The 25,553-nt window shown below is 73.7% G+C and carries 21 protein-coding genes; 11 read left to right on the forward strand and 10 right to left on the reverse strand.

All coding sequences use genetic code 11. From position 1 onward, the window contains the following. Nucleotides 1–164: 164 nt before the first annotated feature. On the forward strand, nt 165–4,373 hold the full coding sequence (locus MKK55_RS25420) for a YadA-like family protein (RefSeq protein ID WP_243938302.1): 4,209 nt from the start codon (nt 165–167) through the stop codon (nt 4,371–4,373). Between the two features lie 8 nt (nt 4,374–4,381). Continuing rightward, a complete protein-coding gene (locus tag MKK55_RS25425) occupies nt 4,382–5,032 on the forward strand; it encodes an invasion associated locus B family protein (RefSeq protein ID WP_147860114.1) in 651 nt (216 codons plus the stop codon). 22 nt (nt 5,033–5,054) lie between these two features. Here MKK55_RS25425 and atzF read toward each other — a convergent pair whose 3' ends face one another. The 5 genes from atzF to MKK55_RS25450 all read right to left on the reverse strand — a co-directional run bounded on the left by atzF (nt 5,055) and on the right by MKK55_RS25450 (nt 10,764). Then, nucleotides 5,055–6,854 carry an allophanate hydrolase gene (gene atzF, locus MKK55_RS25430; protein WP_243938304.1) on the reverse strand — a complete coding sequence of 600 codons (1,800 nt, stop codon included), beginning with the start codon at nt 6,852–6,854 and terminating at the stop codon, nt 5,055–5,057. Between the two features lie 145 nt (nt 6,855–6,999). Beyond that, nucleotides 7,000–7,848, reverse strand: a complete 849-nt coding sequence (locus MKK55_RS25435; protein WP_243938306.1) for an alpha/beta hydrolase — start codon at nt 7,846–7,848, stop codon at nt 7,000–7,002. 192 nt (nt 7,849–8,040) lie between these two features. Next, on the reverse strand, nt 8,041–8,820 hold the full coding sequence (locus tag MKK55_RS25440; protein ID WP_243938308.1) for an ABC transporter ATP-binding protein: 780 nt from the start codon (nt 8,818–8,820) through the stop codon (nt 8,041–8,043). A gap of 17 nt (nt 8,821–8,837) precedes the next feature. Next, nucleotides 8,838–9,626, reverse strand: coding sequence for an ABC transporter permease (locus MKK55_RS25445; RefSeq protein ID WP_243937082.1), 789 nt, complete (start codon nt 9,624–9,626; stop codon nt 8,838–8,840). 193 nt (nt 9,627–9,819) lie between these two features. Further along, nucleotides 9,820–10,764, reverse strand: coding sequence for an ABC transporter substrate-binding protein (locus MKK55_RS25450; RefSeq protein WP_147728326.1), 945 nt, complete (start codon nt 10,762–10,764; stop codon nt 9,820–9,822). Nucleotides 10,765–10,920: 156 nt separating this feature from the next. On the opposite strand from MKK55_RS25450, the gene MKK55_RS25455 reads away from it, so the two are divergent. Beyond that, on the forward strand, nt 10,921–11,823 hold the full coding sequence (locus MKK55_RS25455; protein WP_243937080.1) for a LysR family transcriptional regulator: 903 nt from the start codon (nt 10,921–10,923) through the stop codon (nt 11,821–11,823). Between the two features lie 62 nt (nt 11,824–11,885). Next, nucleotides 11,886–12,182 carry a hypothetical protein gene (locus tag MKK55_RS25460; RefSeq protein WP_243938310.1) on the forward strand — a complete coding sequence of 99 codons (297 nt, stop codon included), beginning with the start codon at nt 11,886–11,888 and terminating at the stop codon, nt 12,180–12,182. Nucleotides 12,183–12,219: 37 nt separating this feature from the next. Here the strand turns inward: MKK55_RS25460 and mepA are convergent, their stop codons facing one another. Then, a complete protein-coding gene (gene mepA, locus MKK55_RS25465; protein ID WP_243938312.1) occupies nt 12,220–13,152 on the reverse strand; it encodes a penicillin-insensitive murein endopeptidase in 933 nt (310 codons plus the stop codon). Nucleotides 13,153–13,284: 132 nt separating this feature from the next. Between mepA and MKK55_RS25470 the strand changes: the two genes are divergently transcribed. Beyond that, nucleotides 13,285–13,680 carry a PRC-barrel domain-containing protein gene (locus MKK55_RS25470; RefSeq protein ID WP_147729430.1) on the forward strand — a complete coding sequence of 132 codons (396 nt, stop codon included), beginning with the start codon at nt 13,285–13,287 and terminating at the stop codon, nt 13,678–13,680. Nucleotides 13,681–13,696: 16 nt separating this feature from the next. Here the strand turns inward: MKK55_RS25470 and MKK55_RS25475 are convergent, their stop codons facing one another. After that, nucleotides 13,697–14,311, reverse strand: a complete 615-nt coding sequence (locus tag MKK55_RS25475; RefSeq protein WP_147844405.1) for a ParB-like protein — start codon at nt 14,309–14,311, stop codon at nt 13,697–13,699. A 217-nt stretch (nt 14,312–14,528) separates the two neighbouring features. After that, entirely contained in the window at nt 14,529–14,657 is a 129-nt protein-coding gene (locus MKK55_RS29135) for a hypothetical protein (protein ID WP_279596363.1), read from the reverse strand. Between the two features lie 791 nt (nt 14,658–15,448). On the opposite strand from MKK55_RS29135, the gene MKK55_RS25480 reads away from it, so the two are divergent. Both MKK55_RS25480 and MKK55_RS25485 read left to right on the forward strand, forming a co-directional pair. Next, nucleotides 15,449–18,601 (forward strand): ribonuclease E/G, encoded by a 3,153-nt coding sequence (locus tag MKK55_RS25480; RefSeq protein ID WP_243938314.1) that lies wholly within the window; start codon nt 15,449–15,451, stop codon nt 18,599–18,601. A 284-nt stretch (nt 18,602–18,885) separates the two neighbouring features. Beyond that, complete coding sequence (locus MKK55_RS25485; protein ID WP_243938316.1) at nt 18,886–20,148, forward strand: methyl-accepting chemotaxis protein; 1,263 nt, start codon at nt 18,886–18,888, stop codon at nt 20,146–20,148. Nucleotides 20,149–20,168: 20 nt separating this feature from the next. Here MKK55_RS25485 and MKK55_RS25490 read toward each other — a convergent pair whose 3' ends face one another. After that, nucleotides 20,169–21,323 (reverse strand): pyridoxal phosphate-dependent aminotransferase, encoded by a 1,155-nt coding sequence (locus MKK55_RS25490; RefSeq protein ID WP_243938318.1) that lies wholly within the window; start codon nt 21,321–21,323, stop codon nt 20,169–20,171. A 70-nt stretch (nt 21,324–21,393) separates the two neighbouring features. Beyond that, nucleotides 21,394–22,050: a DUF1345 domain-containing protein gene (locus MKK55_RS25495; protein ID WP_147729709.1), complete on the reverse strand. Its 657-nt coding sequence runs from the start codon at nt 22,048–22,050 to the stop codon at nt 21,394–21,396. Nucleotides 22,051–22,265: 215 nt separating this feature from the next. Between MKK55_RS25495 and MKK55_RS25500 the strand changes: the two genes are divergently transcribed. The 4 genes from MKK55_RS25500 (at nt 22,266) to MKK55_RS25515 (ending at nt 25,524) form a co-directional block, all read left to right on the forward strand. After that, entirely contained in the window at nt 22,266–23,000 is a 735-nt protein-coding gene (locus MKK55_RS25500; RefSeq protein ID WP_147729710.1) for a DsbA family protein, read from the forward strand. Nucleotides 23,001–23,148: 148 nt separating this feature from the next. After that, nucleotides 23,149–23,619 (forward strand): acetyl-CoA carboxylase biotin carboxyl carrier protein, encoded by a 471-nt coding sequence (accB, locus tag MKK55_RS25505; protein WP_243937055.1) that lies wholly within the window; start codon nt 23,149–23,151, stop codon nt 23,617–23,619. A 57-nt stretch (nt 23,620–23,676) separates the two neighbouring features. Further along, nucleotides 23,677–25,029, forward strand: a complete 1,353-nt coding sequence (gene accC / locus MKK55_RS25510) for an acetyl-CoA carboxylase biotin carboxylase subunit (protein WP_147729490.1) — start codon at nt 23,677–23,679, stop codon at nt 25,027–25,029. Between the two features lie 186 nt (nt 25,030–25,215). Then, on the forward strand, nt 25,216–25,524 hold the full coding sequence (locus tag MKK55_RS25515) for a hypothetical protein (RefSeq protein WP_243938320.1): 309 nt from the start codon (nt 25,216–25,218) through the stop codon (nt 25,522–25,524). Nucleotides 25,525–25,553: the final 29 nt, after the last annotated feature.

Genomic DNA, 25,553 nt, shown 5'->3' on the forward strand with positions numbered 1-25,553 from the left:
AGCACACTTGCCTGAAACGTCGGGCGTCATCCGACGATCACGGCAGGATTTGACCAACAATCGAAATCCACCCCGGGCATGCGCGCCCTGCGCACGCGTGCCGGCGGCATCGCCTTGCCTGTCCAGATCTCTGCGTTGCGTTCCTTGAGGACATACCGGCCGTCATGCCCAGCCATCGACCCTGCGACCGCCCCGCTGCGCGCCTGCACCGCGACCTCCTGACCACGACCGCCTTGGCCCTGGCGCTCGGCCTCGCCGCGACGGGCTCGGCCTCGGCACAGGCCTACAATGCCGGCACCGGCGCCACCTCGGCCGGAGCGAATTCGACCGCGGTCGGCCCGAACGCGGCGGCCGGCGGCGACGAGTCCTTCGCCGGCGGCTACAACGCGAGCTCGTCCGGTGCCGGATCCGTGGCGATCGGCTCGGGCGCCGCCGCGCAATCGGCGACGACCAACCAGGGCATCATCAACTACCGGGACGCCAACGGCGTCGGCAACCCGACGGCCGGGACCGGGGGCGACATCCGGAACGGCGCGAACGGCAGCACTACGCCGCCGGGTCCCGGGGAGGTCAATGCCGGCGCGCAGCCGTCGGGCACCGCGATCGGCAAGAAGTCCACCGTCGGCGCCGCCGGCGGCGTCGCCGTCGGCTACAACAACGCGGCCGGCACCGGGACCTTCAACTCGACCGCGATCGGCGCCAACAACGCCGCGTCCGGCTCCTACGGCGTCGCGATCGGCTACGCCAACATCGCCACCGGCCGCTCGACCCTGTCGCTCGGCACCAACAACCAGGCGCTCGGCGACGTCGCCATCGCCCTGGGACGGCAATCCTACGCGGTCGGCGACTTCTCGTTCGCCCAGGGCTTCATCGCCAGCGCCTACGGGCAGGATGCGCTGGCGCTCGGCCGGCTCTCCGTCGCCGGCGAGACCGGCAGCAACCCGACCGCCAGCAACATCGCGATCGGCGACAATTCCAACGCCGTCGGCGGCTCGGCGCTGGCGCTCGGCAGCGGCGCCTCGGCGACCAAGGCGCGCTCGGTGGCGCTCGGCGCCGGCTCGATGGCGCTGCGCGGCAGCCTGAGCGGCACCGAGGCCTACACCACGACCACCCTGTCCTCGGCCAACACCGAGCTCTCGGTCGGCGCGGCGGGCGCGGAGCGGCAGATCACCAACGTCGCGGGCGGCCAGCAGGACACCGACGCGGTCAACCTGCGCCAGCTCCGCTCGGTCGGGAACGGCGTCGCCGGGAACGCGACCGCGCTCGGGGGCAGCTTCGGCAGCGACGGCACCTACACGGCGCCGAGCTACAGCTACAACGGAAAGCCCTACGCCACCGTGCCCGGCGTCGTCGGCGCCATCGACCAGCTCGGCCTGCGCTACGACACCGACGGTTCGGGCAACCGGCTCGCCGGCATCGACCTGACCCGCGGCGGCAGCGTCGGCTCGGCGGTCGGCATCACCGGGCTCGCGCCGGCGACGACCGACAGCGGCGCCGTGGCGCTGTCGCAGATGCCGCTGCGATATTCCACGTCGGCGGACCCGACGACCGCGAACCCGGCCACGCCCTCGAACGACGCGACGCTGGTCGGCGCCAACGGCGGCGCTCCGGTCGCCCTGCACAACGTCGCCCCGGGAAGCCTCGCCTCGGGCTCGACCGACGCGGTCAACGGCGGCCAGCTGTTCACGACGAACCAGGCCGTGGCGACGAACGCCGGCAACCTCACCGCGCTGCGCAGCGGCCTCGACGCCGGCACGATCGGCCTCGTCCAGCAGGATGCCGCGAGCCGCACCATCACGGTCGGCTCGGCCACCGACGGCAGCGTGGTCGACTTCACCGGCACCGCGGGCGCGCGCCGCCTGACTGGGCTCGCCGCCGGCAGCGCCGACGGCGACGCGGCGACGGTCGGCCAGCTTCGCCTCGGCGGCAACGCCGTGATGCAGATCTTCGGCGCGGGCGCCGCGTTCAACCCGGTGACCGGCGCGTTCACCGCCCCGGCCTACGCCGTCGGCGGCCAGACCTACGGCGACGTCGGCTCGGCGCTCGCGGCGACCAACCGCCTTGCGGTGCAGTACGTGCCGGACGGCGCGAACAACCCGACGGGCGTGGTCGACCTCGCCCGGGGCAACGGCGGCAACGCGGTCGCGCTGCGCGGCGTCTCGGCCGGCCGCCTCGCCGCGGGCTCGACCGATGCGGTCAACGGCGACCAGCTCTACGCGACGAACCTGCGGGTCGCGACCAACACCAGCGACATCGCCACCAACGCGGGCGCGATCGGCACCCTGCGCCAGGGCATCACCGACGGCACGATCGGCCTGGTGCAGCAGGACCCGACGAGCCGCGCGATCCTGGTCGCCTCGGCGACGGACGGGGCGCTCGTCGACTTCCGCAACAGCGCCGGCAACGGCCGCGTCCTGCGCGGCGTCTCCGCCGGCGCGGTCGCCGCCGGCTCGGACGAGGCGATCAACGGCAGCCAGCTCTACGACACCAACCAGGCGGTGGCGGCCAACGGCGCCCAGACCAGCACCCTGCAATCGGCGATCGGAGCCGGCACGATCGGCCTGGTGCAGCAGGACCCGACCACCCGCGACATCGCCGTCGGCGCGGGTACGGACGGCACCCGCCTGACCCTGCGCAACGCCTCGGGCGGCACGCGCCTGCTCACCGGCCTCAGCGACGGCACCATCGCCGCCGGCTCGGCCGATGCGGTGACCGGGGGGCAGCTCTACGACACCAACCAGGCGGTGGCGGCGAATGCCAGCGGGCTCGCCGCCACGAACGGCAACCTCGCGAGCCTCCAGAGCGGCATCGTGCAGGGCACGATCGGCCTGCTGCGGCAGGACCAGGCCAGCCGCGAGCTGAGCATCGGCGCCGCGACCGACGGCACGGTGCTGAACCTCGCCAATGCCGGCGGCACCGGCCGCACCGTCGCCGGCGTCGCGGCGGGGACGCTGTCGGCGGCCTCCAACGAGGCGGTCAACGGCAGCCAGCTCTACGCGACGAACCAGGCGGTCGCGGGCCTGTCGGCGGGGGTCGCCAACGGCACCGTCGGCCTGGTCCAGCAGGATCAGGCGACGCGCGGGCTGACCGTTGGCGCCAATACCGACGGCACCACGGTGAGCTTCGCCGACCGCAACGGCACGGCGCGCACGCTCACCGGAATCGCCGGCGGCCGGATCGCCGCGGGCTCGACCGAGGCGGTCGACGGCGGGCAGGTCTACGGGCTCTCCGCCTCGCTGGCCAAGAGCCTCGGCGGCGGCGCGGGCGTGGCCGCCGACGGGTCGGTGACCGCACCGAGCTACGCGATCCAGGGCTCGCGCTTCGGCGACGTCGGCTCGGCGCTCGGCAGCCTCGACGCCGCGGTGACCAACCTCAACACCGTCGGCAGCCGCTACGTGGCGGTGCGCAGCACCGGTGCCGCGGCCCAGGCCACCGGCGCCGACAGCGTCGCCATCGGCCCGGCCTCGGTGGCGAGCGCGGCCGGCGGCGTCGCGCTCGGCGCCAACGCGGTCGCCCGCCGCGCCGGGCTCTCGGGGGCCGCCGAGGCGTTCTCGGGGGCCGCCGTCGCCTCGACCGCGGGCGCCGTCTCGGTCGGGGCCGAGGGCGCGGAGCGGCAGATCGTCAACGTCGCCGGCGGCACGCAGGACACGGATGCGGTCAACCTGCGCCAGCTCCGCGCGGTCGGCGGCAACCTCGCCGGCGCGCTGGGCGGCGGCGCGGGCTTTGCCGCCGACGGCAGCTTCACCGGGCCGACCTATGCCATCGGCGGCAAGGCGTATTCCGGCGTCGGCGACGCGCTCGCGGCGGTCGACACCTTCGCCGTCAAGTACGACGTCGACCCGGCGACCGGCGGGCGCGGGCAGTCGCTGACGCTGGCCGGCAGCGACCCGAACCAGCCGGTGCTGATCCGCAACGTCGCCGCCGGCGTGCTGCCGACCGACGCCGCCAATCTCGGCCAGGTCACGGCGCAGGTCGCGACCGCGAAGGCGCAGAGCTTCGCCTATACCGACCAGCGGGTGCAGGCGAGCTACGCCGCGAGCACGGCCTACACCGACGCCCGCGTCGCGCCGCTGGAGAAGCAGATGACCGCCTTCGGCAGCCAGCTCGCCGGCCTGCAGAACGAGGTCGGGCAGGTCCGCCAGGAGGCGCGCCGCGGCGCGGCGATCGGCCTGGCCGCCGCCTCGCTCCGCTTCGACGACCGCCCGGGCAAGCTGAGCATGGCCGCCGGCGGCGGCGTGTGGCGCGGCGAGGGCGCGGCCTCGATGGGCATCGGCTACACGCTCCCCGACGGGTCCGCGCGGGTCAACGCCACCGGCGTCGCCGCCGGCCGCGACTTCGGGATCGGCGCCGGCGCCAGCTTCACCCTCAACTGAGGCCGGCGATGCGCGCGCACGCCACCGCGGCGGCGGCCCTCGCGGCCCTGCTGCTCGCCGCGCCCGCGTGCGGCCAGGGGCACGGGCCGTCGGGCGGAGACGGCCCCCTGGGGTCGATCGCGATGCGCGGCACCGTCTCCACCGACGACCCGCCGCGCGCCCAGTTCGCGGCGCCGGCCTACCGCGTCCACCCGCCGGAGGGGGCGCCGCCGCCGGGCGAGGCGCCGGGCGACACCCGCCGGATGATCCAGGCCTTCGGCGGCTGGACCCTGATCTGCGACGAGAACCTGCGCCGCCGCCGCCGGGTCTGCAACGCGTCGCAATCGATCGTCGACGGCGACGGGGTCTTCGCCTTCAGCTGGTCGCTCGCCGCCACCAGCGCCGGCGCGCCGGTCTTCGTGGTGCGCGCGCCGGTCGGGGCGTGGTCGGCCCACACCGTCGGGTTGGCGTTCGGCACCGCCGAGGAGACCGTGATCCGCCTGGAAAGCTGCAACGCCAGCCTGTGCCTCGGCTTCCTGCCCGTCGACGAGGCCCTGCGGCGGGCGATCGCCGGGCGCGCCGCCGTCCGCGTCCGCTATCGCCGGAGCGAGAGCGCCGCCCCCGTCGCCATCGCGACCTCCCTCGACGGCCTCGCCGCGGCGATCGCCGGCATCAAGTAGCCCTCTCCCGCGCAGGCCGGCCTCAGCGCTGGGCGCGGGCCAAGTATCCGCGCCAGCCGCCGTAGCGGCCGATCTCCTCGGCGCCGCCGACGCCCTCGGCCTCGACCAGGAACCCCTTCGGCCGGGTGCCGTCGGACAGGTGCAGGGTGCCGATGCCGAGGGGCTCCGGGATGGCGGACACGAAGCGGCCGAAGGCGTCCGGCGACAGTTCCCAGACCTCGGTCTCGATCGCGACGCCGGTGCCGGCCGCCACCCGCAGCAGGCCCGGCCGGTGCGGCGGGCCGCCGGGCAGCGCGTAGAAGCGGTAGTCCGGCGCCGTCGCGACCGCGCGCAGGAAGCGGGCGCCGAGGCGCGTGAGCTCGCCGTTGAGGGCGAGGCCGGAGAGGTGCGCGCCGACCACCGCCAGCTCGATCGCCTCGCCCGCCGCCCGCCCCGCCGGCTCGGTCGCCGCCGGCACCGGCACGGCGCTCGCCCCGATCGGCACGCCGGACGCCGCGTGCAGCCGGGCGCCGAGCGCCGCGAGCAGCCCGTCGCGGCCGCGGGGGGCCAGCAGCGTCACCCCCGCGGGGAACGTGTCGGCCCGGAAGCGCCCGGGCACGGCGAGCGCGCACCAGTCGAGCAGGTTGACGAAGTTGGTGTAGGTGCCGAGCTCGCTGTTCGGCCCGATCGGGTCGGCGGCGAGGTCCGCCACCGTGCGCGGCCGCGGATAGGTCGGCACCGCGAGCACGTCGACCGCGTCCCAGACCGCGTCGGCCGCCCGCCGCAGCTCGGCGAGGCGATAGAGCCCGCCGAAGGCGTCGGCCGCCGAGAAGTGTTCGGCGTTCTCGATCACGGCCCGCGTCGTCGGATGCAGGATCTCGGGCCGCGTCTCGATCACGGCGCGGATCGCCTGGTAGCGCTCGGCCACCCACGGGCCGGTGTAGAGCAGGCGCGCGGTCGCGAACATCGGCGCGAAGTCGACCGGGCGGCCGGCGCCGACGAGGGCTTCGAGGTCGGCGAGGCTCGCGGCGAAGGCCGCCTCGGACAGGGCGTCGCCGGCGAAGTCCAGCCCCTGCGCATCCGGCACGCCGAGGCGCAGGCCGGGCGGGACCGCGGACGCGGCGGGTACGGGCAGGTGCCGGGAATACGCGTCGGCGGGATCGTAGCCGGCCATGGCGCGGAAGGCGGCGTCGGCGTCGGCCACGGTGCCGGCGAAGACCGAGAGCGTGTCGAGCGTCCGGCAGGCCGGGACCATGCCGCGGGCCGAGACACTGCCGAGCGAGGGCTTCAAGCCGACGACGTTGTTCAGCCCGGCCGGCACGCGGCCCGAGCCCGCCGTGTCGGTGCCGAGCGCGAAGGCGACGAGGCCGCGGGCGACCGCCACCGCCGAGCCGCTGCTGGAGCCGCCCGGCACGTAGGCCGGGTCGAGGGCGTTGCGCGGCACCGGGTAGGGCGTGCGCACGCCGACCAGCCCGGTGGCGAACTGGTCGAGATTGGTCTTGCCGACGAGGATCGCGCCCGCCGCCAGGAGCTTTTCGACCGCGTGGGCGGTCTCGGTCGCGGTGTAGGCGAAGCCCGGGCACGCCGCCGTCGTCGCCATCCCGGCGACGTCGACGTTGTCCTTCACCGCGAACGGGATGCCCCAGAGCGGCCTGCCCACCGGGTCGAACGGGCCGAGCGCGGCGAGCGCCGCTGCGGCCTCCGCCTCCGGCACCAGGCTCAGGAAGATGCCGGGATCGTCGGCGGCCGCGATGCGGCGGTAGACCTCCGTCAGGATCGCGCGCGGGTCGTCGCCGGCGGCGTAGGCCGCGTGCAGGGCGGGAATCGTCGGGAACGGGGGCATGGCGTCTCGCGGTGTTGCTTCTCGAAAGCGATCCCATCCCGCCTCGCGTCCCGAGGCGCCCGCCCCGGCGGGCCTCGAAGGCGGGCTCCTTCGAGGCCCCCGCTCGGCTGCGGCACCTCAGGACGAGGGGGTGGGAGCGTCGGCGCTACAATCCGGCCAGCCGCGCCGCCGTCCGGGCGATCGCGCCCTCGGGGTCGATCAGCGCGTCGAGCACGGTGAAGTGGTTCGCGCCCGTCACCGGGATCAGCGGCCCGTCCAGCCCCAGGGCGCGGCGGGCGGCGTGGTAGGCGTCCGACTGGCGCCGGAGCTCGGGCAGCTCGTCGGCGCCGTACAGCACCGCGACGGGCGGCGCGCCCGGGCTCAGGTGGCGGATCGGCGAGAGCGCCGCGATCTCTTCCGCACTCAGGCTCAAGGCGTCGTTGAGATTCGTGCCGGCGATCGGCGCGAGGTCGAAGAGGCCGCTGATCGCGAGCCCGGCATCGGCCCCGTCGGCGACCTGCGCGGCGAGGTGCCCGCCGGCCGACCAGCCGGAGACCACGAGCCTGCGCCCACCGCCATCGGCGCGCAGCAGCGCCAGGGCGGCGCGGGCCTCGGCGACGATCGCGGTCAGGCTCGCCTCCGGCGCCAGGGTGTAGCCGACCAGCGCCACGTCGAGCCCGAGCGCCAGCGGCCCCTCGGCCATGCAGGAGAACCCGCGCCGGTCGTTGCGCTGCCAGTAGCCGCCGTGGAGGAAGGCCAGCATCGGCGCGCTCGGCTGCCCGCAGCGGAACACGTCGATGCGCTGGCGCTCGCCCGGCCCGTAGGCGAGGTCCAGCGCCTCGGCATGGCGCTCGCGGAACGCGGCGCTGCGCGCGCGCCAGCCGGCGACGATGGCGGCGCTGTCGGCCACCGCACCGGAATTGTCGTAGGCCCGGCTCAGCGCCGCGCGGTCGAGGTCTTGCCAATCGGTCGTCTCGGGCATGGTCGCCGGCCTCTGGTTTGCGATCGTGCTCATGCCGCAGCCGTTCGATCAGGCGCCAGGCCCTCCGAAGCAGGCGCGGGCTCCCTCTCCCGGGCGGGAGAGGGCTGGGGTGAGGGATGAGAACCGTCCGGAGAGGTCACGCCCCTCACCCCCACCCTCTCCCCCTGGGAGAGGGGGCCGCGTCGCGGCTCCGAGACGGATACGATCCTCGCTGCCGCAGCCACCTCAGGCCGCCTTCGGCGCATGGTGGCTGTGGAGCTGGGCCGAGAGCATGCGGCGCACGTCGTTGAAGGCGGGGCTCGACACGTCGCGGCGGCGGGGGAGGTCGATCGCGTGCACCGCCTCGATCCGGCCGGGGCCGGGCGACATCATCACGATGCGGTCGGCGAGGAAGATCGCCTCCTCGATCGCGTGCGTCACGAACAGCACGGTGAGGCCGGTGCGGCTCCACAGGTCGAGCAGCTCGTCCTGCAGCCGCTCGCGGGTCATAGCGTCGAGCGCCCCGAACGGCTCGTCCATCAGCACCACCTCGGCCTCGTTGGCGAGCACGCGGGCGATGGCGACGCGCTGCTTCATGCCCCCCGAGAGCTGGTGCGGGTAGGCGTCGGCGAAGGCCGCGAGGCCGACGAGGTCGATGTAGCGGGCGGCGGTGTCGCGCACCTCCGCGGCCGGGCGGCCCCGCGCCTTCGGGCCGAAGCCGATGTTGTCGCGCACGCTGAGCCAGGGGAACAGGCCGTAATCCTGGAACACCATCCCGCGGCTCGGGCCCGGGCCGGGGATCGGCTTGCCCCACATCAGGGCCTCGCCGCCGGTGGCCGCCTCGAAGCCGGCCACGATCCGCAGCAGGGTGGACTTGCCGCAGCCCGAGGCCCCGAGCAGGCAGACGAACTCGCCGCGGCGCACGGTGAGGTTGGCGCCGCGCAGGGCCTCGGTGCTGCGCCCCTGCGCGCGGTAGGTCTTGGAGACGTCGCGCACCTCGACGATCGGCAGGGTCGGGTCAGCCATCCGAGGATCTCCGGTTCTCAACCATGCGCGGGGCTCCACGCGAGCAGGCGGCGCCCGATCTCCATGACGATCCGGTCGGAGACGAACCCGGCGACGCCGATCACCACCATGCCGCAGATGACGATCTCGGTGCGGGAGAGCTGGCGCGCCTCCATGATGATCGCGCCGAGACCCGTCTGCACCCCGGTCATCTCGCCCACCACGATGACGACCCAGGCGAAGCCGAGGCCGAGGCGCAGGCCGGTGAAGATCGAGGGCAGGGCGGCCGGCAGCACGACGCGGGCGAACTGCGCCGTCCCCGTGCATCCGAGCATGGCCGCGGCCTCGAACAATCGCGGCTCGACCGAGCGCACGCCGAAGATAGTGTTGACGAGGATCGGGTAGAACGCCCCGAGGAAGACCAGGAAGTAGGCCGAGCGCGGCCCGAGCCCGAACAGGATCATCGCCAGCGGCAGCCATGCGGTGACGGGCACCGGCCGCAGGATCTGGAAGGTCGGGTCGAGCAGCGCCCGCATCAGCGGCACGCGTCCGATCAGCAGCCCGAGCGGCAGGGCGGCGGCCGCAGCCAGCGCGAACCCGCCGAAGACGCGGGCGAGCGAGGCGGCGAGATGCGTCCACAGCGTGCCGCTGAAGGCGTCGTCGTTGATCCCGCCGACGGCCAGATCCCGCATCTCGGTCCAGACCTCGGCCGGCGGCGGGATCAGGCTGTAGGGTCTCCCGACGGTGGCGAGGTGCCAGACCAGCGCGAGCGCGACGGGGAGGGCGAGCGCGAGGGCGGGCGCCGTCAGGCGCCGGAGGATGCTCACGGCGAACGAGGCCCGGTCGCGATGGCGTGGAGCGCGGGTCCCCCCTCCCGTTCGGGAGGGGGACAGGGCGAGGGGCATGACCTCTCCGGACAGACCGGACCCCTCACCCCAACCCTCTCCCGAACGGGAGAGGGGGAGCGCCGCGTCGCCGGCGGCGGCCGATCCGGCCTCCGTCGCTGCCATCGCGCTCATGTCACGCGTCCCGCATCGCGTCGACGAAGGTGGTGTCGATGAAGCCGGGCTCGGGCAGGCGCTTGATCTGCTTGAGGGCGAGCATGTGCTGGGCGTAGGCCTCGGCCTTCTTGACCTCGTCCGGGCCGAGCTGCCACGTCAGGTCGACGTTGGGGGCCGAGATCGCCAGCGCCTCGCGCTTCTGGCCGAGCTTGGCCACCGCCATGTCGATCATCGCGTCGCGGTTCTTGGCCGCGAACTCGGTGCCCTTGCGGTGGATCTCCAGCATGGTGCGCACGAGGTCCGGCTTGCTCGCGATCGTGTCGCGGTGGGTGCCGAACACCATGTTGAGCGAGCCCATCGCGGTGCCGTAGGGGTACTCGACGAGCTGGCCGACGCCGCTCGACAGGCTGACGCCGGGGGCGGGCTCGGCGCCGACATAGGCGTCGATGTCGCCCCGCGCCAGGGCGATGTGCATCTCCGAGAACGAGATCCGCACCGGCACGATGTCCCGGATCGACAGCCCCTCCATCCGCATGCGCTCGAGGGCGAACACCTCCTGCGTCGAGCCGGGCCACAGGGCGACGCGCTTGCCCTTGAGGTCCTTGATCGCGCGGATGTCGGAATCCTTCCTGGAGATGATCGCCATGCCGCCGTTGCAGGTCGAGGCGATCACCGTCAGCGGCTCGCCGGCGGCCGCGCCCAGCGTCGCCGAGGCGATGCCGAAGGTGCCGAAATCCACCGACTTGGTGACCACCGCGTTCTTGCACTCGGTCGGGCTCTCGAACGGGATCACCTCGACCCGGGTGCCCGCCGGCGTGAAGCGCTCGTAGAAGTACGGCGCGATCGAGTGGATCAGCTTGAGCGAGCCCATGCGGATCGTCACCGGCTCCGCCGCCCGGGCGACGAACGGGGCCGAGACCAGCCCGGCCCCGAGGCCGGCGAGGAGGGTGCGGCGGTCGATCATGGCTTCACTCCGGGGGCGGCGACGAGTCGAAGCCTAGCTGCGCCGACCGTTGCAAACGAGTGCTCGTTCGGGATCGTGCCGTTGCGGTTCAGGCAACGGGTGGCCTAGGCTTGCCGGAGCGGGTTGCAGGACCCGTGCCCGAAGCGGGTCTTGGCGATGAAGCACACCCGGACGCTGGCCTGCATCGCCGAGATCGCCCGAAGCGGCTCGATCCGCCGGGCGGCCGAGCGCCTGAACATCGCGCCCTCGGCGCTGACCCGTCAGGTCCAGGACATCGAGTACGAGCTCGGCACGCCGATCTTCGAGCGGCTGGCACAGGGGATGCGGCTCAACGCGGCCGGCGAGCTGCTGGTCCGGCACGCGCGCGACCAGCTCGCCGACCTCGAGCGGGTGCGCTCGCAGATCGCCGACCTCTCCGGGGTCCGGCGCGGGCACGTGGCGCTCGCCTGCAGCCAGGCCTTCGTCACGCAGGTGGTGCCGGAGGAGGTCCAGGCCTATCGCGCGCGGTTTCCGCTGGTCGGGTTCACGGTGCAGGTCCGCGACCACGTCCAGGCGGTGGCGGCGCTGACCGCGTTCGAGGCCGACCTCGCCCTGGTGCTGCAGCCGCCGCCCTCGGCCGACCTGCACGTTTTGTATTCCTGCCGCCAGCCGCTCTGCGCGCTGATGCGGGCCGGCCATCCCCTCGCCCGCGAGACCGGGCCGGTGCGCCTGCGCGACTGCCTCGCCCACGCGATGGCGCTGCCCGACCGGTCGCTGGCGATCCGCCTGCACCTCGAGCAGGCCCTGGCGCGGCGGGGGGTGCCGCTCGGGCCGGTGGTCGAATCGAGCTCGCTCGAGTTCCTGCGCAACCTCGTGCTGCGCGAGGAGGCGGTCAGCCTGCAGGTGCCGAGCGGCATCCCCGACGATCCCCGCCTCGTCAGCCGCCCGATCGACGGGCGCGACCTCGACCCGATGGTGATGATCCTCGGGCAGCTGCGCGGGCGCCTGCTGTCCGTCGCCGCGGCGAAGTTCGCCGATCAGCTCACCCAGAGCCTCGACCGGCGGCAGGCGGGGGCCTGAGGCGCGGGAGCGAAACCGCGGCCGCCGACTTTCCCGTGCGGGCCAACCAGGACAGCGACGCCATGAAGACCGACCGACGCCTGATCTACGCGAGCGAGAACGGCGACCGCTGGTGGCTCCGCCGCGCCGACGGCGCCGAGGCCGTGATCCTGCACGAGCCGAACGCGTCGTCCGGCGGCCGCACCTCCGAGACCGCGATCGGCGCCTTCCTGCGCGCCGGCGCGGGCGGGCCGGAGCACCGGGCCCTGCTCGACCTGATCTGCACGCTGGTCGACCAGCCGCCCGCCGCCCCGCCGGCCCCCGCGCCGGAGCCGGGCGCCGCCGCGGCCGAGCCGACGCCCGGCGAGGAGCTGGCCTGATCCGACGCGCCGGCAGACAAGCTCGGAAGACCGGGCCTCAGCGCGCCTTCAGCACCATCCGGCACTCGGCCGGCAGGGCCGCCATGGTCATCGGCGGCCGCGGCTTCGGCTTGGTCTTCGCCGGCTTCGGGTGGAGGATCGCGTCGCTGAACCAGTAGGCGAGCTCCTCGCCGCAGCCGTCGCCCGGGGGCGGGGCGGCCTGGTCGCCGCAGGAATCCTGGCCGTCCGGGCAGGCGAGGCGGATATGGTAGTGGTAGTTGTGCCCGTACATCGGGCGCACCTTGCGCAGCCAGCCGCGGTTGCCGTCCGCCTCGCGGCACAGGGCCTTCTTGATCGCCGGGTTGACGAAGATGCGCGCCACCTCCGGCTGCTCGGCGGTGAGGCGGATCAGGCTCAGCCGCTCCGGCGTCCAGGTGTCGGGGTCGATGTCGAGGCGGTCCGGCCGCACCATGTCGGTGGCCGAGGTCTCCTCGCGTTCCGCCCGCGTCATGCGCCGGTCCGGCATCGGGGTGAGCCACACGTCGGCGTCGAGCCCGAGCTGGTGCGAGGCGTGGCCGGTGAGCATCGGGCCGCCGCGGGGCTGGGACATGTCGCCGACGAGCAAGCCCGGCCAGCCGACCCGCGGCGCCTTGCCGGCCAGCCGTTCCAGGAAGTCGACGAGGTAGGGCGTGCCCCAGTTCCGGTTGCGCGACAGGCGCATCACCTGCCACGTCGCCCCGTCGATCGGCAGCGCGGCGCCGCCCGAGAAGCAGCCCTTGGCATAGGAGCCGTAGGCGTGGGTCGGGCCGGAGCTCGGGCCGGTGACCCGGCCGAACAGCGCCTTGGCCGGGGTCGAGGGCGCGTCGGGATTCTCCAGCGGCGGCAGGGGTTTGGGGTTGAGGCTGCCCTTGTCCTGGGCGTGGGCGGCGGAGGCCGCGAGCGCCGAGGCGAGCGCGAGGGCGGCGGGGAGGGCGAGGCGGCGCTTGTGCATGCGGGTCTGTGTATCCGGTCCGGCGGTCGCGCGTCGAGGATCGGAACGTCGCCCGCCGCCGGGGCGTTTTTCGGGCAGACCCGTGCCGCGCCCGCCGAGCGCGGGCGCACCCACCGAGCCCGAGGCCGCCGCATGACGCCCGCACCCGAGATCCCGGCCGCGAACCCCGACGAGCAGCCCCGCAGCCTGATCGCCCACGACCGCGTCGTCGGCACCGACGTGCGCCGCCCCGACGGCACCAAGGTCGGGCGGATCGAGCGCTTGATGCTGGACAAGCGCTCGGGCCAGGTCGCCTACGCGGTGATGAGCTTCGGCGGGTTCCTCGGTCTCGGCGAGGGGTTCCACACCCTGCCCTGGGGCGTGCTGCGCTTCTCGCCCGAGCACGACGCCTACGTCGTCGACATCACCGAGGCGCAGCTGCGCGACGCGCCGCCGCGCTCGCCCGAGGGCACCGATCCGGCCGAGGACCGCGCCTGGGAGGAACGGGTCCACCGCTACTACAACGCGGCGCCGTACTGGGGCCTGTGACGCGGGCGCGGCCCGGCTACGTCGTCGGCCCGCACCAGCCCGGCAGGTAGTTGGTCTCGGGCGCCTTGGCCAAGGCCATCGCCTCCTCGAGCGCGGCCGAGAAGTCGTTCTCGACCCGCTTGGGCTTGATGTGGCGGCGGAGATAGTCGGCCCAGAGGAACTCGCTGAACGGCGTGGTGTCCTTGGCGAAGCCGCCGGCCCGGCGCAGCTCGCCGGCGAGGCTGCGGAAGGGGTCGTCGGCGAGGTCCCCCATCGTCTTCGGGATCTCCTTGAACCCGACGCGGACGCCGTCCGCATCGTAGGGGTGGACCCACGATTTGTGGTCGCACACCGTCCAGAACGCATCCTTCTCGAGGTGGTGCAGGTCGGCGACCACGGTGACCAGAACGCTCTCGACGCCCTCCTCCATGAGGGCGCGGGAGAGGTGGTGGTGGTCGATGACGTAGTGGTGCTTCTTCGGCCCGAGCAGGGTCGGCACCATGTGCGCCCCGAGGAAGGCGGCGCGCTTGTCCTCGTCGTAGTCGCGCCAGCGCCGGCGCTTCTCGGCGACCTCCCGGTAGCCCACGGTCATCTGCGTCGGGCGCAGATCCGCGATCGGGACGGGCGCCAGCACCGGCTCTCGGATGGCCATCGATTCGGTGTTCCCACGGCCGGGCTCTCGAGGCCCCCGCGGCGATCTGTCATGATTCCGGTGCCGGCGGGAAGGCGCGATCGGCACCCCGCCGTTCACGGTTGCGACAGCCGGCGGCCTCGCAGCCGAGCCTCGCAGCCGAACCTTGCAACGGCTGATTTCAGCGATGCCGTCGCGCTGCCCGCGGCACGCGCATGCGCGCCGCCAGGGCCGGGTCTCAGGTCGAGACCGGGCTGTCCTTGCGCAGGTGCCGGAGCGCGCGGAACGGCAGCAGCAGGAACTTCACGAGGGCCCGGACCGCGAGGAAGGCGGCGACCGAGGCGACCAGGGCAATGGTTTTCAACAAGGGCTCGCGCGCTCCATCCGAGGGGGTCGTCCGAGGGGTCGTCCGGCAGAATCGTCATCGCGGCGGCCCCGGCCGGGCGCCGCATCCGCGGTGCCGCTGGGGCCACGCCGTCAGGACGCGCTCCAAAGCCGGCGAGATTAAGGGGCTCGATCCCGGAACCATGCGGCCGGCGGAGCGGGCCGCCGGGCCCGCCGCGAACACGCCGCCCGCTTTGAAACCCGTGCCGCGCCGGACCCGCTCCGGCGGCGTTTCGGCTCGGCCTTGCCAAAGCCCTGCGACGATCTGTAATGATGGCAGGCCCTGTCCGGTCCTCACGGGATCGTTTGTGCGCCGACGCCCGCGAACGGGCGACGGCGCGCCCTCGGCGGCGACGCTTCTCCGCCGCTGCGGCCCTGGACGGCCGGGGATCTGCACACGCGACGGGCCTCGTCCCGGCGCATGAGTTTCATGGAATTCGCGGCCGCCTCGGCATGACGGGACGGTCGAGATGGTTTTCGCGAGGTCGGGAATACAGATGGACGGAGGCACAGCATCGATTGCCGTTGCCCGTGCCGTCAGCGTGCGCGATGCGCGTCGCGCCGATCCGTCCGTTCCCCCGATCAGGTTCAACCCCAGGCGCAGCGGAAGCGCGCGCCGAGCGGCGGTTGACGGCAATCCCTTCAGTTCAGCCCCCGCGGCCTCGGTTTCGAGGCCGGCGCGAGCCCTCTCCCTGACGGCCTTCAGGCCGGGCGAGGCTCCACCGGGACACGGGCCCAGGAGAGCGACGTCCGCCGCCATGTCGAAAGTTCGTCATGGCCAACAACAAGATGCTCATCGACGCGATGCATCCGGAAGAGACCCGGGTCGTCACGGTTCACGGTTCTAGGGTCGAGGAATTCGACTTCGAGGCGGCCAACCGGCGCCAGCTTCGCGGCAACATCTACCTTGCCAAGGTGACGCGCGTGGAGCCCTCGCTCCAGGCCGCCTTCGTCGAGTACGGCGGCAACCGCCACGGCTTCCTCGCCTTCTCGGAGATCCACCCCGACTACTACCAGATCCCGCTCGCCGACCGGCAGGCGCTGCTCGAGGACGAGGCCCGCGACGCCGAGGAGCACCGCGAGCGCGAGGAGCGCCGCCGCAAGTCGCCGCGCAACAACGGCCGCCGCGTCCGCGGGCGCCGGGCCGAGGCCGCCGCGGCCAAGCTCAACGAGACCGTGAGCGCCGAGGATGTCGCGCACGCGACCGAGACGTCGCACGAGGCTTCGCACGCGGACGAGCACGGCGCCCAGGCCGGCGAGCCCCGTCACGACGAGGCCCAGGCGCACGAGACGCAAGGGCACGAGACGCACGTGCACGAGGCGCCGGCGCACGAGACCGGGTCCGGCGCGGATCACGCCGGCGGGACGGCGTCGGGCGAGGCGCCGGCCGAGGGCGCCATCGCGCCGGGAAGCGACGCATCCGCCAGCCTGCCCGAGACGGCGATCGGCGAGCCCGCCGCGGAGACGCAGGACACGGCGGAGGCCCACGCGCCCGAGGCCGACGCGCCCCGCGATGCGGCCGCTCCCGAGGCCGCCGACGCGGCGCCGCGCCCCGAGGCGATCGTCGCCGTGGCCGAGAGCCTCACCGTCGCCGAGGCGCCGGCGGCGTCCGAGGATGAGTCCGACGAGGACGAATCCGACGACGAGGACGAGGACGAGGATTCGGACGACGAGGACGAGGACGGCGACGACGAGGAGTCCGACGAGGACGAGGGTGACGAGGATCCCGACGCCGAGCCGAAGATCTCGCAGGTCGGCGGCAACGGCGACGCGCTCGGCGAGCTGCCCGAGCGCCCGCGCAGCCACCGCCGCCACTACAAGATCCAGGAGGTGATCAAGCGCCGCCAGATCATCCTGGTGCAGGTCGTCAAGGAAGAGCGCGGCACCAAGGGCGCGGCGCTCACCACCTACCTGTCGCTCGCCGGCCGCTACTCGGTGCTGATGCCGAACACCGGCCGCGGCGGCGGGATCTCCCGCAAGATCACCTCGGCCGCCGACCGCAAGCGCCTCAAGGAGACCGCCCAGGCGCTGGAGGTGCCCGACGGCATGGGCGTGATCCTGCGCACGGCGGGCGCCTCGCGCACCATGCCGGAGATCAAGCGCGACTTCGAATACCTGATGCGGCTGTGGGAGAGCGTGCGCGAGCTGACCCTGTCCTCGACCGCGCCGGCGCTGGTCTACGAGGAGGGCTCGCTGATCAAGCGGGCGATCCGCGACCTCTACAACAAGGACCTCGACGAGGTCCTGGTCTCGGGCGAGGCGGCCTACGCGGAAGCGCGCGACTTCATGCGGATGCTGATGCCGCAGCAGGCGAAGGTGGTGAAGCCCTATCGCGACCCGACGCCGATCTTCGCCAAGCATGGCGTCGAGCAGCAGCTCGACGCAATGTTCTCGACCCACGTGACGCTGAAGTCCGGCGGCTACCTCGTGATCAACCCGACCGAGGCCCTGGTCTCGATCGACGTGAATTCCGGGCGCTCGACCCGCGAGCACGACATCGAGGACACCGCGCTGCGCACCAACATGGAGGCGGCCGAGGAGGTCGCCCGCCAGCTGCGCCTGCGCGACCTCGCCGGCCTGGTGGTGATCGACTTCATCGACATGGAGGAGAAGCGCAACAACCGCGCGGTCGAAAAGAAGCTCAACGACTGCCTGAAGAACGACCGCGCCCGCATCCAGGTCGGGCGGATCTCGCCCTTCGGCCTGATGGAGATGAGCCGCCAGCGCATCCGCACCGGCGTGCTCGAATCCTCCTCGATCCCGTGCGTGCATTGCGGCGGATCGGGCTTCGTGCGCGCCACCGCGTCGGTCGCGCTGCACATCCTGCGGGCGATCGAGGAGGCGCTGCTCAAGGCGTCGAGCCACAACCTGATCCTGCGCACCCGCACCGAGGTGGCGCTCTACATCCTCAACCAGAAGCGCGGGCACCTGCACGAGCTCGAGATGCGCTTCGGCGTCAGCGTGACGATCGCCGCCGACGAGCGGCTCGGCGCCACCACCGCCTACCAGCTCGATCGCGGCGAGCCGGCCCAGCGCGCCGAGGGCCCGGTCACCGGGATCCGCGCCGTGGCGATCTCGCCGATCTCCGAGATCGAGGAGGACGACGGCTTCGAGGAGGCCGAGGACGAGACCGCCGAGGAGGCGCTCGCGCAGGACGCCCTCGGCGAGGCCGATGCGGACGACGAGGCCGAGGATGCGCGCGAGGCCGGTGCCGAGCGCTCGGAGAAGTCGGACGAGGGCGACGGCCAGCGCCGCCGCCGGCGTCGCCGGCGCAAGCGCGGCGGCCGGCCCGAGGGCGGCGAGGCCGAGCGCGGCGCGCAGGCCGGCGCCGAGGCGGGCGACGAGGACGCCGAGGGCGACGCCATCCTGGGCGATATCAACGAAGGCGAGGCCACGGAGGGCGGCGAGGCCGAGCCCGCCGAAGCGCAGGCCCGCGAGTCCGCGGCGCCGGCCGACGGCGAGGAGGATGCCGGCGGCCGCCGCCGGCGCCGGGGACGTCGGGGCGGCCGCGGCCGCGCCGAGGGCCGCGGCCGGGACGGCGGCGAGGCCACGCTGTCCGAGTCCCCCCTGTCCGAAGGCGCCGCGTTCGAAGCCGACGCGTCGCCCGACGAGGCCGGCGATCCGATCACCGAGCTGCAGCCGGAGCAGCCGGTGAGCGCCGAGGCCGTCGCCGAGGCGATCGCCGCGGCCGTGCCGCCCGTCGAGACCGCGGTCGAGCTGCCGGTCTCGAGCCCGGTGGAGGCGGCGCCCGCCGAAGCCCCGGCGCAGCCTTCCGCCGAGCCGGCCGCCGCCGAGGAGCCCGCGCCCGCAGCCCCCGCACGGGCTCCGGAGCCGGTGGCGGTGGTGCTCAGCGAGCCGTCCGATCCCGACCGGCCGAAGCGGGCCGGCTGGTGGTCGCGCACCAAGGCGGCGCTCACCGGCGAATGAGCCTGCGCGAGACGGGCTGAACCGGATCCGGCTCACGACACCCCGTGTCGTGAGCCGAATTTTTTTCGGAATGGACACCAATCGGCCGCGGGCGGCTGGGTGGAGCGCCGTTCCTGCGTCCGCCGCCGCCGGTCGCGCCGGGCGGTCCCCACGGCCCACGGCAACGGGTCGAGGTCCCGGGAACAGCCGAATGTCGGTCGCTCTCCGAGCAAACGCGCCCGGTCTAAACCCCTTATTGACCTATTCCATCTTAGGTTGAAGCTTTACGGCAGGGGACACAATCGATGTTGAGCTACTTCCGCAAAGCCAGGACTGAAAGGCCGGCCCTTTCGGTAGTCGCTCCCGCCAGCGTTGCCCCCGCCGTCCTCGACCGCGTCGCCGACGAGACCCCCGCGCCGGTCGCGCCGCCGGCCGACCCCGAGACGTTGCGGCTGCCCGGGCGCCTGTCGGCCGCGGCCTCCTCGGCCGGGACCTCGATCGGCTGGCTCACCCACGATTCCGCCCAGGTCGCCGACCAGGCCCGGCTGATCGCGGCGGCGAGCGAGGAACTCGCCGCCTCGACCAGCGAGATCGCCGCCCGCTCGCAGACCTCGGCCGAGACGGCCGAGCGCGCGCGCGAGGGCATCGTGGTCTGCGCGGCCGACATGCGCCAGGCCGGCGAGCGGATGCAGGAGATCCAGGTCGGCACGTCCGAGATCGGCGGGCGCCTCGAAGGCTTCGCGGCGGCCGCGCGGCGGATCGAGGAGATGGCGACCGCGATCGCCTCGATCTCGGCCCAGACCAACCTGCTGGCGCTCAACGCCACCATCGAGGCGGCGCGCGCCGGCGAGGCGGGGCGGGGCTTCGCCGTCGTCGCCGGCGAGGTGAAGGCGCTGTCGGGCCAGACCGCCCGCGCCACCGACGAGATCCGCGCGCGGCTCTCCGCGCTCCAGACCGAGCTGTCGGCGATGCACGCCGCGGTCGGCCACAGCCGCGCCGCGGTCGCAGCGGGTTCCGAGGTGATGGACCGCGCCAACGCCCGCGTCGAGGCGGAGAGCGCGGCGGTCGCCGAGGCCGCCTCGGAGATGCGAGCGATGGCCGAGGTGATGGAGCAGCAGATCCTCGCCACCGGCGAGATCGCGACCAATGTCGGCCGGATCGCCGCCGGCACCGAGAAGTCCCGCGGCGAGATCCAGGACGCGATCGGCCAGCTCGAGGCGCTCGAAGCGATGAGCCGCACCCTGCTCGACCGCATGGACGGCGACCCGCTCACCCTCGCCCTCGCCCGCCTGCCGGCCGACTGCGCCGCCTGGAAGCGCCGCCTCGCCTCGGTGCTGATCGGCGCGGTGCCGCATACCGGCATGATGACGATCACCGTCGATCCGATCCTGCCCGCCGGCGTCCGCGCCGGCGTCGCCGATGCCGCCGCCCGCGCGGCTGCCCTCTGCGCCGGGGTGAAGGCGCAGGACTGGACCGCTGCGACCGCCGCCTTCCAGGCCTTCGAGGCGGCGACCGCGACGGCGCTGGCCGCCGCCTCGGTCGCGGACGCCGCCGTCCTGGCGGCCTGACCGGGGCGTCCGCGCCGCGCTCACGCCAGCCAGGTTCGCAGGCGCCGCACCGCCTCCCGGCACTCGGCCTCCGAGCCGGCGAACGAGAACCGGACGTGGTGGTGGCCGGCCTCCCGGTCGAAGTCGAGGCCGGGGGTGGCCGCCACGCCGGCCTCGTCGAGCATCCGCCGGCAGAAGGCGGAGGCGTCGTTGGTGAGGCGGGCCACGTCCGCATAGAGGTAGAACGCGCCGTCGACCGGATGCGTCCGCCCGAGGCCGAGGCCCGGGAACGCGTCGAGCAGGATCGCGCGGTTGCGGGCGTAGCCGTCGCGCACCGCGTCGAGTTCCTCGGTGGCGTCGAAGGCGGCGAGCGCGCCGACCTGCGAGAGGGTGGGCGCCGAGATGTAGAGGTGCTGGGCCAGCCGCTCGATCGGGCGCACGAGGGCGTCGGGCACCACCATCCAGCCGACGCGCCAGCCGGTCATGCAGTGGTACTTCGAGAACGAGTTGATCACGATCGCGTCCGGGTCGAACCGGAGGGCGGTCGTCGTCGGCACGCCGTAGCCGAGCCCGTGGTAGATCTCGTCGGAGACGAAGGGCAGGCCGAGCGCCCGCGCCGCCGCGCACAGCTCCGCCAGCGCCGCCTCGCCGATCACCGTGCCCGAGGGGTTGGCCGGGCTCATCACCAGAACGCCCGAGAGGGCGTGCGCGGCATGGGTCTCCCGCAGCAGCGCGGCGGTGGGGGCGTAGCGGTCGGCCGCGCGGAGCCGCATCGGCACCGGCACCAGATCGAGGGCCGCGAGGATGTTGTGATAGGCCGGGTAGCCCGGCTGGGGCACGCCGACGCGGGCGCCGGCGTCGAACAGGCTCAGGAACGCCAGGATGAAGCCGGCCGACGAGCCGGTGGTGACCACGACCCGCTCCGGCGCCACCGCGACGCCGTAACGCTCGCGGTAGTCCCGCGCGATGCGCGCGCGCAGCTCCGGCATCCCCAGGGCCTCGGTGTAGGGCACGCGGCCGCCCTCGAGCGCGCGCTGCGCGGCGGCGATCACCGCCCGCGGCGCCGGCGCCGAGGGCTGCCCGACCTCCATCCGCACCACGTCCTCGCCGGCGCGCGCCTTCCCGGCGGCGGCGGCCATCACGTCCATGGCGAGGAAGGGCGCGACGGCGGCGGCACGGCGGGAGATGGGGATCATCGGATGCTTGTACCCGGGCGGCGGCCGCGGGTCAGCCCTCGGACGGGTCGGCGATGCTGCGCAACCCCCCTCAATGCCCGACGAACCCCGCCGCCATGTTGACGGCGAGCGCCAGCACGCCGGTGTTGAACAGGTAGGCGTAGACCGTCTGCACGGTGGCGATCCGGCGCATGCGCTTGCTGGTGATGTTGGTGTCCGAGGTGGCCGCCGCCGCGCCGATGGTGACGGTGAAGTACAGGAAGTCCCAGAAGTCGGGGGCGTCGTCGCCGTGGAAGTCGAGGCCGCCGCGGCTCTCGCCGGGCGCGTCGTCGCCGTAGTAGACGTGGGCGTAGTGGATCGTGAAGACGAGCTGCACGAAGGCCCAGGTGCACAGCACGGTCGCCCCGGCGAGCGTCAGGTCGAAGACCTTGCCGGCGCCGCTCGCCTTGCCGCCGAGCACCAGCACGCCGACGGCGGCGAAGCTCGCCGCGGCCGCGAGCAGCGTGAACACCGTCACCAGGGCCGCGCTGTCGTCGAGGCGCGACGCCTGCAGGCGCAGGGCGTCGCGCGACTGCCCGGTGGATTGGTGGACGATCAGCACCGCGTAGGCCACGATCCCGGCGCACCAGCCGGCGAGCAGGCGGGTGACGAGGTCGTCGCCCGGCATCAGCAGCGCGCCCGCGGCCATGATGCCGAACGCCGCGAGCAGGCGCGGGCGGAGCCGGAAGGCCCGGATGGGATTGATCATCGGCGTGACGCCTCGCGGGAGAAACTTCGATCGGGCACGACGGGATTTGACCCGCCGCCGTGAAAACGCCTAACCCGGCCGATAGCGGACCGGCCAGACCCCGGTCCGGCCCGCCCGCCGCGCCCGCCCAGCGAGGACGTATGCCTCTCTCCCGTTTCCTCTCGGCCTCCCGCCGCGCGCTGCTGCTCGCCGTCCCCTTGGCCGTTCCCTTGGCCATGCCCCTCGGCCTCCCGGCCCGGGCGCAGACCGCGCCGGCCGCGCCCTTCACCGATGCGCAGCGCGCCGGGATCGAGGCGATCGTCAAGGACTACCTGATCAAGAACCCCGACGTGCTGCAGGAGGCGATCGCCGAGGGCGAGAAGCGCCAGGCCGAGACCCAGCGCCTGGCCCAGGCCGCCGCGCTCAAGGAATCGCAGAAGGCGTTGCTCGACAGCCCGCACGACGTCGTCGCCGGCAACCCGGCGGGCGACGTCACGATGATCGAGTTCTTCGACTACAATTGCGGCTATTGCCGCAAGGCGCTCGGCGACGTGCAGGCGCTGATCAAGGCCGATCCGAAGCTGCGCGTGGTGATCAAGGATTTCCCGGTGCTCGGCCCGGAATCGCTCGAGGCCAGCCAGATCGCGCTCGCCGCCAAGCAGCAGCTCAAGGGCGACAAGCTGTTCGAGTTCCACCAGAAGCTGCTCGAATCCAAGGGCCGGGCGAACGGCGCCAAGGCCCTCGACGTCGCCAAGGCGATGGGGCTCGACGTGGCCCGGCTGCAGAAGGACGCCCAGGGCCCCGAGGTGAAGGCGGCGCTCACCGAGAACCGCGGCCTCGGCGACAAGCTCGGCCTGTCCGGCACGCCCGCCTTCATCATCGGCGACGAGATCATCCCCGGCGCCGTCGGCGTCGACCCGATCCGCAAGACCATCGCCGACGTCCGCCAGTGCGGCCACGCCTCCTGCTGAGGCGAGAAAGGGTGTCGCGAACGCGCCCGGTCGTCTAAGACCGGCGCCTTCGCGGGATCCGGGCCCCGGTCGCGCGGCCGCGCCGGCGGATCGGCGCCGCCGCGGCGGTCACCCCAATCCCAGGTCAAGCCCCCAGAAGACAGGCCCGATGTCCAAGCACGACCCCATCGATGCCGATCTCGTGCGCGAACTCGCCAACCTCGTCACCGAGACCGGCCTGTCCGAGATCGAGGTCGAGAAGGGGGATCTGCGCATCCGCGTCGTCCGCCGGATCGAGCCCGTGAGCGTCCAGGTGGCCGCGCCCGCCGCGATGGCGGCCCCGGCGGCGCTCGCGCCCGTGCCGAGCCCCGGCCCCGGCGCCGCCCCCGAGCGCGGCAAGACCCATCCCGGCGCCGTGCCGTCGCCGATGGTCGGCACGGCCTACCTGCGCCCCTCGCCCGAGGCGAAGGCCTTCGTCGAGGTCGGCTCCCGGGTCGAGGTCGGCGACAAGCTGCTGCTGATCGAGGCGATGAAGACCTTCAACGAGATCGTCGCGCCCCGCGCCGGCACGGTGGCCGCGATCTTCGTCGAGGACGGGCAGCCGGTCGAGTACGGCGAAGCCCTGATCGTCATCGAGTAGTCGGGCGCGCCTGTCCCCACCCGAACCGCGCACCCTCCGCTCGAAAGCGCCCCTGCCATGTTCGACAAGATCCTGATCGCCAACCGCGGCGAGATCGCGCTTCGCATCCTCCGGGCGTCGAAGGAGCTCGGCATCAAGACCGTGGCGGTGCACTCGACGGCCGACGCCGACGCGATGCACGTGCGGCTCGCCGACGAGAGCGTCTGCATCGGCCCGCCGGCCGCCCGCGACAGCTACCTCAACATCCCCTCGATCATCGCCGCCTGCGAGATCACCGGCGCCGACGCGGTCCATCCCGGCTACGGCTTCCTCTCGGAGAACGCACGCTTCGCCGAGGTGCTGGCCCACCACGAGATCGGCTTCATCGGCCCCAAGGCCGAGCACATCCGGATCATGGGCGACAAGATCGAGGCCAAGCGCACCGCGCTCAAGCTCGGCATCCCGTGCGTGCCCGGCTCCGACGGCGGCATCGAGGACCCGGAGGAGGCCAAGCGCGTCGCCGCCGAGATCGGCTACCCGGTGCTGGTCAAGGCGGCGGCCGGCGGCGGCGGGCGCGGCATGAAGGTGGCGCGCTCGGAAGCCGAGCTGAGCCAAGCGCTCGGCATGGCCCGCTCCGAGGCCAAGGCGGCGTTCGGCGACGACGCGGTCTACCTGGAGAAGTACCTCACCAACCCGCGCCACATCGAGGTGCAGGTGCTGGGCGACGGCCGCGGCGGCGCGGTGCACCTGGCCGAGCGCGACTGCTCGCTCCAGCGCCGGCACCAGAAGGTCTGGGAGGAGGGCGGCTCGCCCGCGCTCAACGAGGCGATGCGGGCCGAGATCGGCGAGATCTGCGCCGACGCGATGCGCAAGCTCGGCTACCTCGGCGCCGGCACCGTCGAGTTCCTGTACGAGGACGGGCGGTTCTACTTCATCGAGATGAACACGCGGATCCAGGTGGAGCATCCCGTCACCGAGATGATCACCGGCATCGACCTCGTGATCGAGCAGATCCGGGTCGCGGCCGGCGGCGCCCTGTCGGTGGCGCAGGGCGACATTAAGGTCGAGGGGCACGCCATCGAGTGTCGCATCAACGCCGAGCACCCGGCGACCTTCCGGCCCTCGCCCGGCCTCATCACCTACTACCACCCGCCCGGCGGCCTCGGCGTGCGCGTCGACTCGGCCGCCTTCCAGGGCTACCGCGTGCCGCCGCACTACGATTCGCTGATCGGCAAGCTCATCGTCCACGGCCGCACCCGCAACGAGTGCCTGATGCGCCTGCGCCGGGCGCTCGACGAGTTCGTCATCGACGGCGTCGACACCACGCTGCCGCTGTTCCGCACCCTGGTGCGCAACCCCGACGTCCAGAACGGCGCCTACGACATCCACTGGCTCGAGCATTTCCTGGAGGGGGGCGGCCTCGACGCCTGATCTCGTCGCGGCGGATCGGCGCGAAACCGGTCTTCGGCACGCCCGCGCGGGGCTCGAGCCGGGCCCGAATCCAGGATCCCGCGGGGATGATCCGGATGCGATGCGGGGCGTCGGCCGGTGGAACCGGAACGGAAGCGCCCGCCGCCCGTTGCTCGGTCCCATCGCACGCCATCGAAACGGATCTCCATGCGCCTCGCATCCCTCGCCCTCGTCGGCGCCCTGATCGCCGGCCCCGCCCTCGCCCAGGATGCCGGCAACGTCGGCCAGCCCTCGCGCGCCGTGCCCCAGGCCGGCCAGACCACCAGCGGCCCGCGCGACACGGCACCCGGCGCCGGCGGCGCGATGACCACCGGCAGCACCGCCACCCGCCCGGCCGGCGCGATGGGCGCGACCCCCGGCGCCGGTGCCGTCGACTCCGCCAAGGGCGGCAACGCCGACCAGACCAACAAGATGGCCCCCAACGCCGGCGCCACCTCGGGCGGCCCCGCCCGCTGAATCGCTCCGCCCGTCGCGGATCGCGAGGC

The organism is Methylobacterium sp. J-059 (genome assembly GCF_022829485.1).
Classification (GTDB): domain Bacteria; phylum Pseudomonadota; class Alphaproteobacteria; order Rhizobiales; family Beijerinckiaceae; genus Methylobacterium.

Bases quoted from the DNA above. Each gene is read 5' to 3' on its own strand.
- MKK55_RS25475 (WP_147844405.1), bottom strand. From the start codon at position 14,311: ATGGCCATCCGAGAGCCGGTGCTGGCGCCCGTCCCGATCGCGGATCTG.
- mepA (WP_243938312.1), bottom strand. From the start codon at position 13,152: ATGCACAAGCGCCGCCTCGCCCTCCCCGCCGCCCTCGCGCTCGCCTCG.
- MKK55_RS25470 (WP_147729430.1), top strand. From the start codon at position 13,285: ATGACGCCCGCACCCGAGATCCCGGCCGCGAACCCCGACGAGCAGCCC.
- accC (WP_147729490.1), top strand. From the start codon at position 23,677: ATGTTCGACAAGATCCTGATCGCCAACCGCGGCGAGATCGCGCTTCGC.
- MKK55_RS25455 (WP_243937080.1), top strand. From the start codon at position 10,921: ATGAAGCACACCCGGACGCTGGCCTGCATCGCCGAGATCGCCCGAAGC.
- MKK55_RS25515 (WP_243938320.1), top strand. From the start codon at position 25,216: ATGCGCCTCGCATCCCTCGCCCTCGTCGGCGCCCTGATCGCCGGCCCC.
- MKK55_RS25500 (WP_147729710.1), top strand. From the start codon at position 22,266: ATGCCCCTCGGCCTCCCGGCCCGGGCGCAGACCGCGCCGGCCGCGCCC.
- MKK55_RS25490 (WP_243938318.1), bottom strand. From the start codon at position 21,323: ATGATCCCCATCTCCCGCCGTGCCGCCGCCGTCGCGCCCTTCCTCGCC.
- MKK55_RS25480 (WP_243938314.1), top strand. From the start codon at position 15,449: ATGGCCAACAACAAGATGCTCATCGACGCGATGCATCCGGAAGAGACC.
- MKK55_RS25425 (WP_147860114.1), top strand. From the start codon at position 4,382: ATGCGCGCGCACGCCACCGCGGCGGCGGCCCTCGCGGCCCTGCTGCTC.
- MKK55_RS25440 (WP_243938308.1), bottom strand. From the start codon at position 8,820: ATGGCTGACCCGACCCTGCCGATCGTCGAGGTGCGCGACGTCTCCAAG.
- MKK55_RS25495 (WP_147729709.1), bottom strand. From the start codon at position 22,050: ATGATCAATCCCATCCGGGCCTTCCGGCTCCGCCCGCGCCTGCTCGCG.
- MKK55_RS25450 (WP_147728326.1), bottom strand. From the start codon at position 10,764: ATGATCGACCGCCGCACCCTCCTCGCCGGCCTCGGGGCCGGGCTGGTC.
- MKK55_RS25460 (WP_243938310.1), top strand. From the start codon at position 11,886: ATGAAGACCGACCGACGCCTGATCTACGCGAGCGAGAACGGCGACCGC.
- MKK55_RS25485 (WP_243938316.1), top strand. From the start codon at position 18,886: ATGTTGAGCTACTTCCGCAAAGCCAGGACTGAAAGGCCGGCCCTTTCG.
- MKK55_RS25435 (WP_243938306.1), bottom strand. From the start codon at position 7,848: ATGAGCACGATCGCAAACCAGAGGCCGGCGACCATGCCCGAGACGACC.
- accB (WP_243937055.1), top strand. From the start codon at position 23,149: ATGTCCAAGCACGACCCCATCGATGCCGATCTCGTGCGCGAACTCGCC.
- MKK55_RS25420 (WP_243938302.1), top strand. From the start codon at position 165: ATGCCCAGCCATCGACCCTGCGACCGCCCCGCTGCGCGCCTGCACCGC.
- atzF (WP_243938304.1), bottom strand. From the start codon at position 6,854: ATGCCCCCGTTCCCGACGATTCCCGCCCTGCACGCGGCCTACGCCGCC.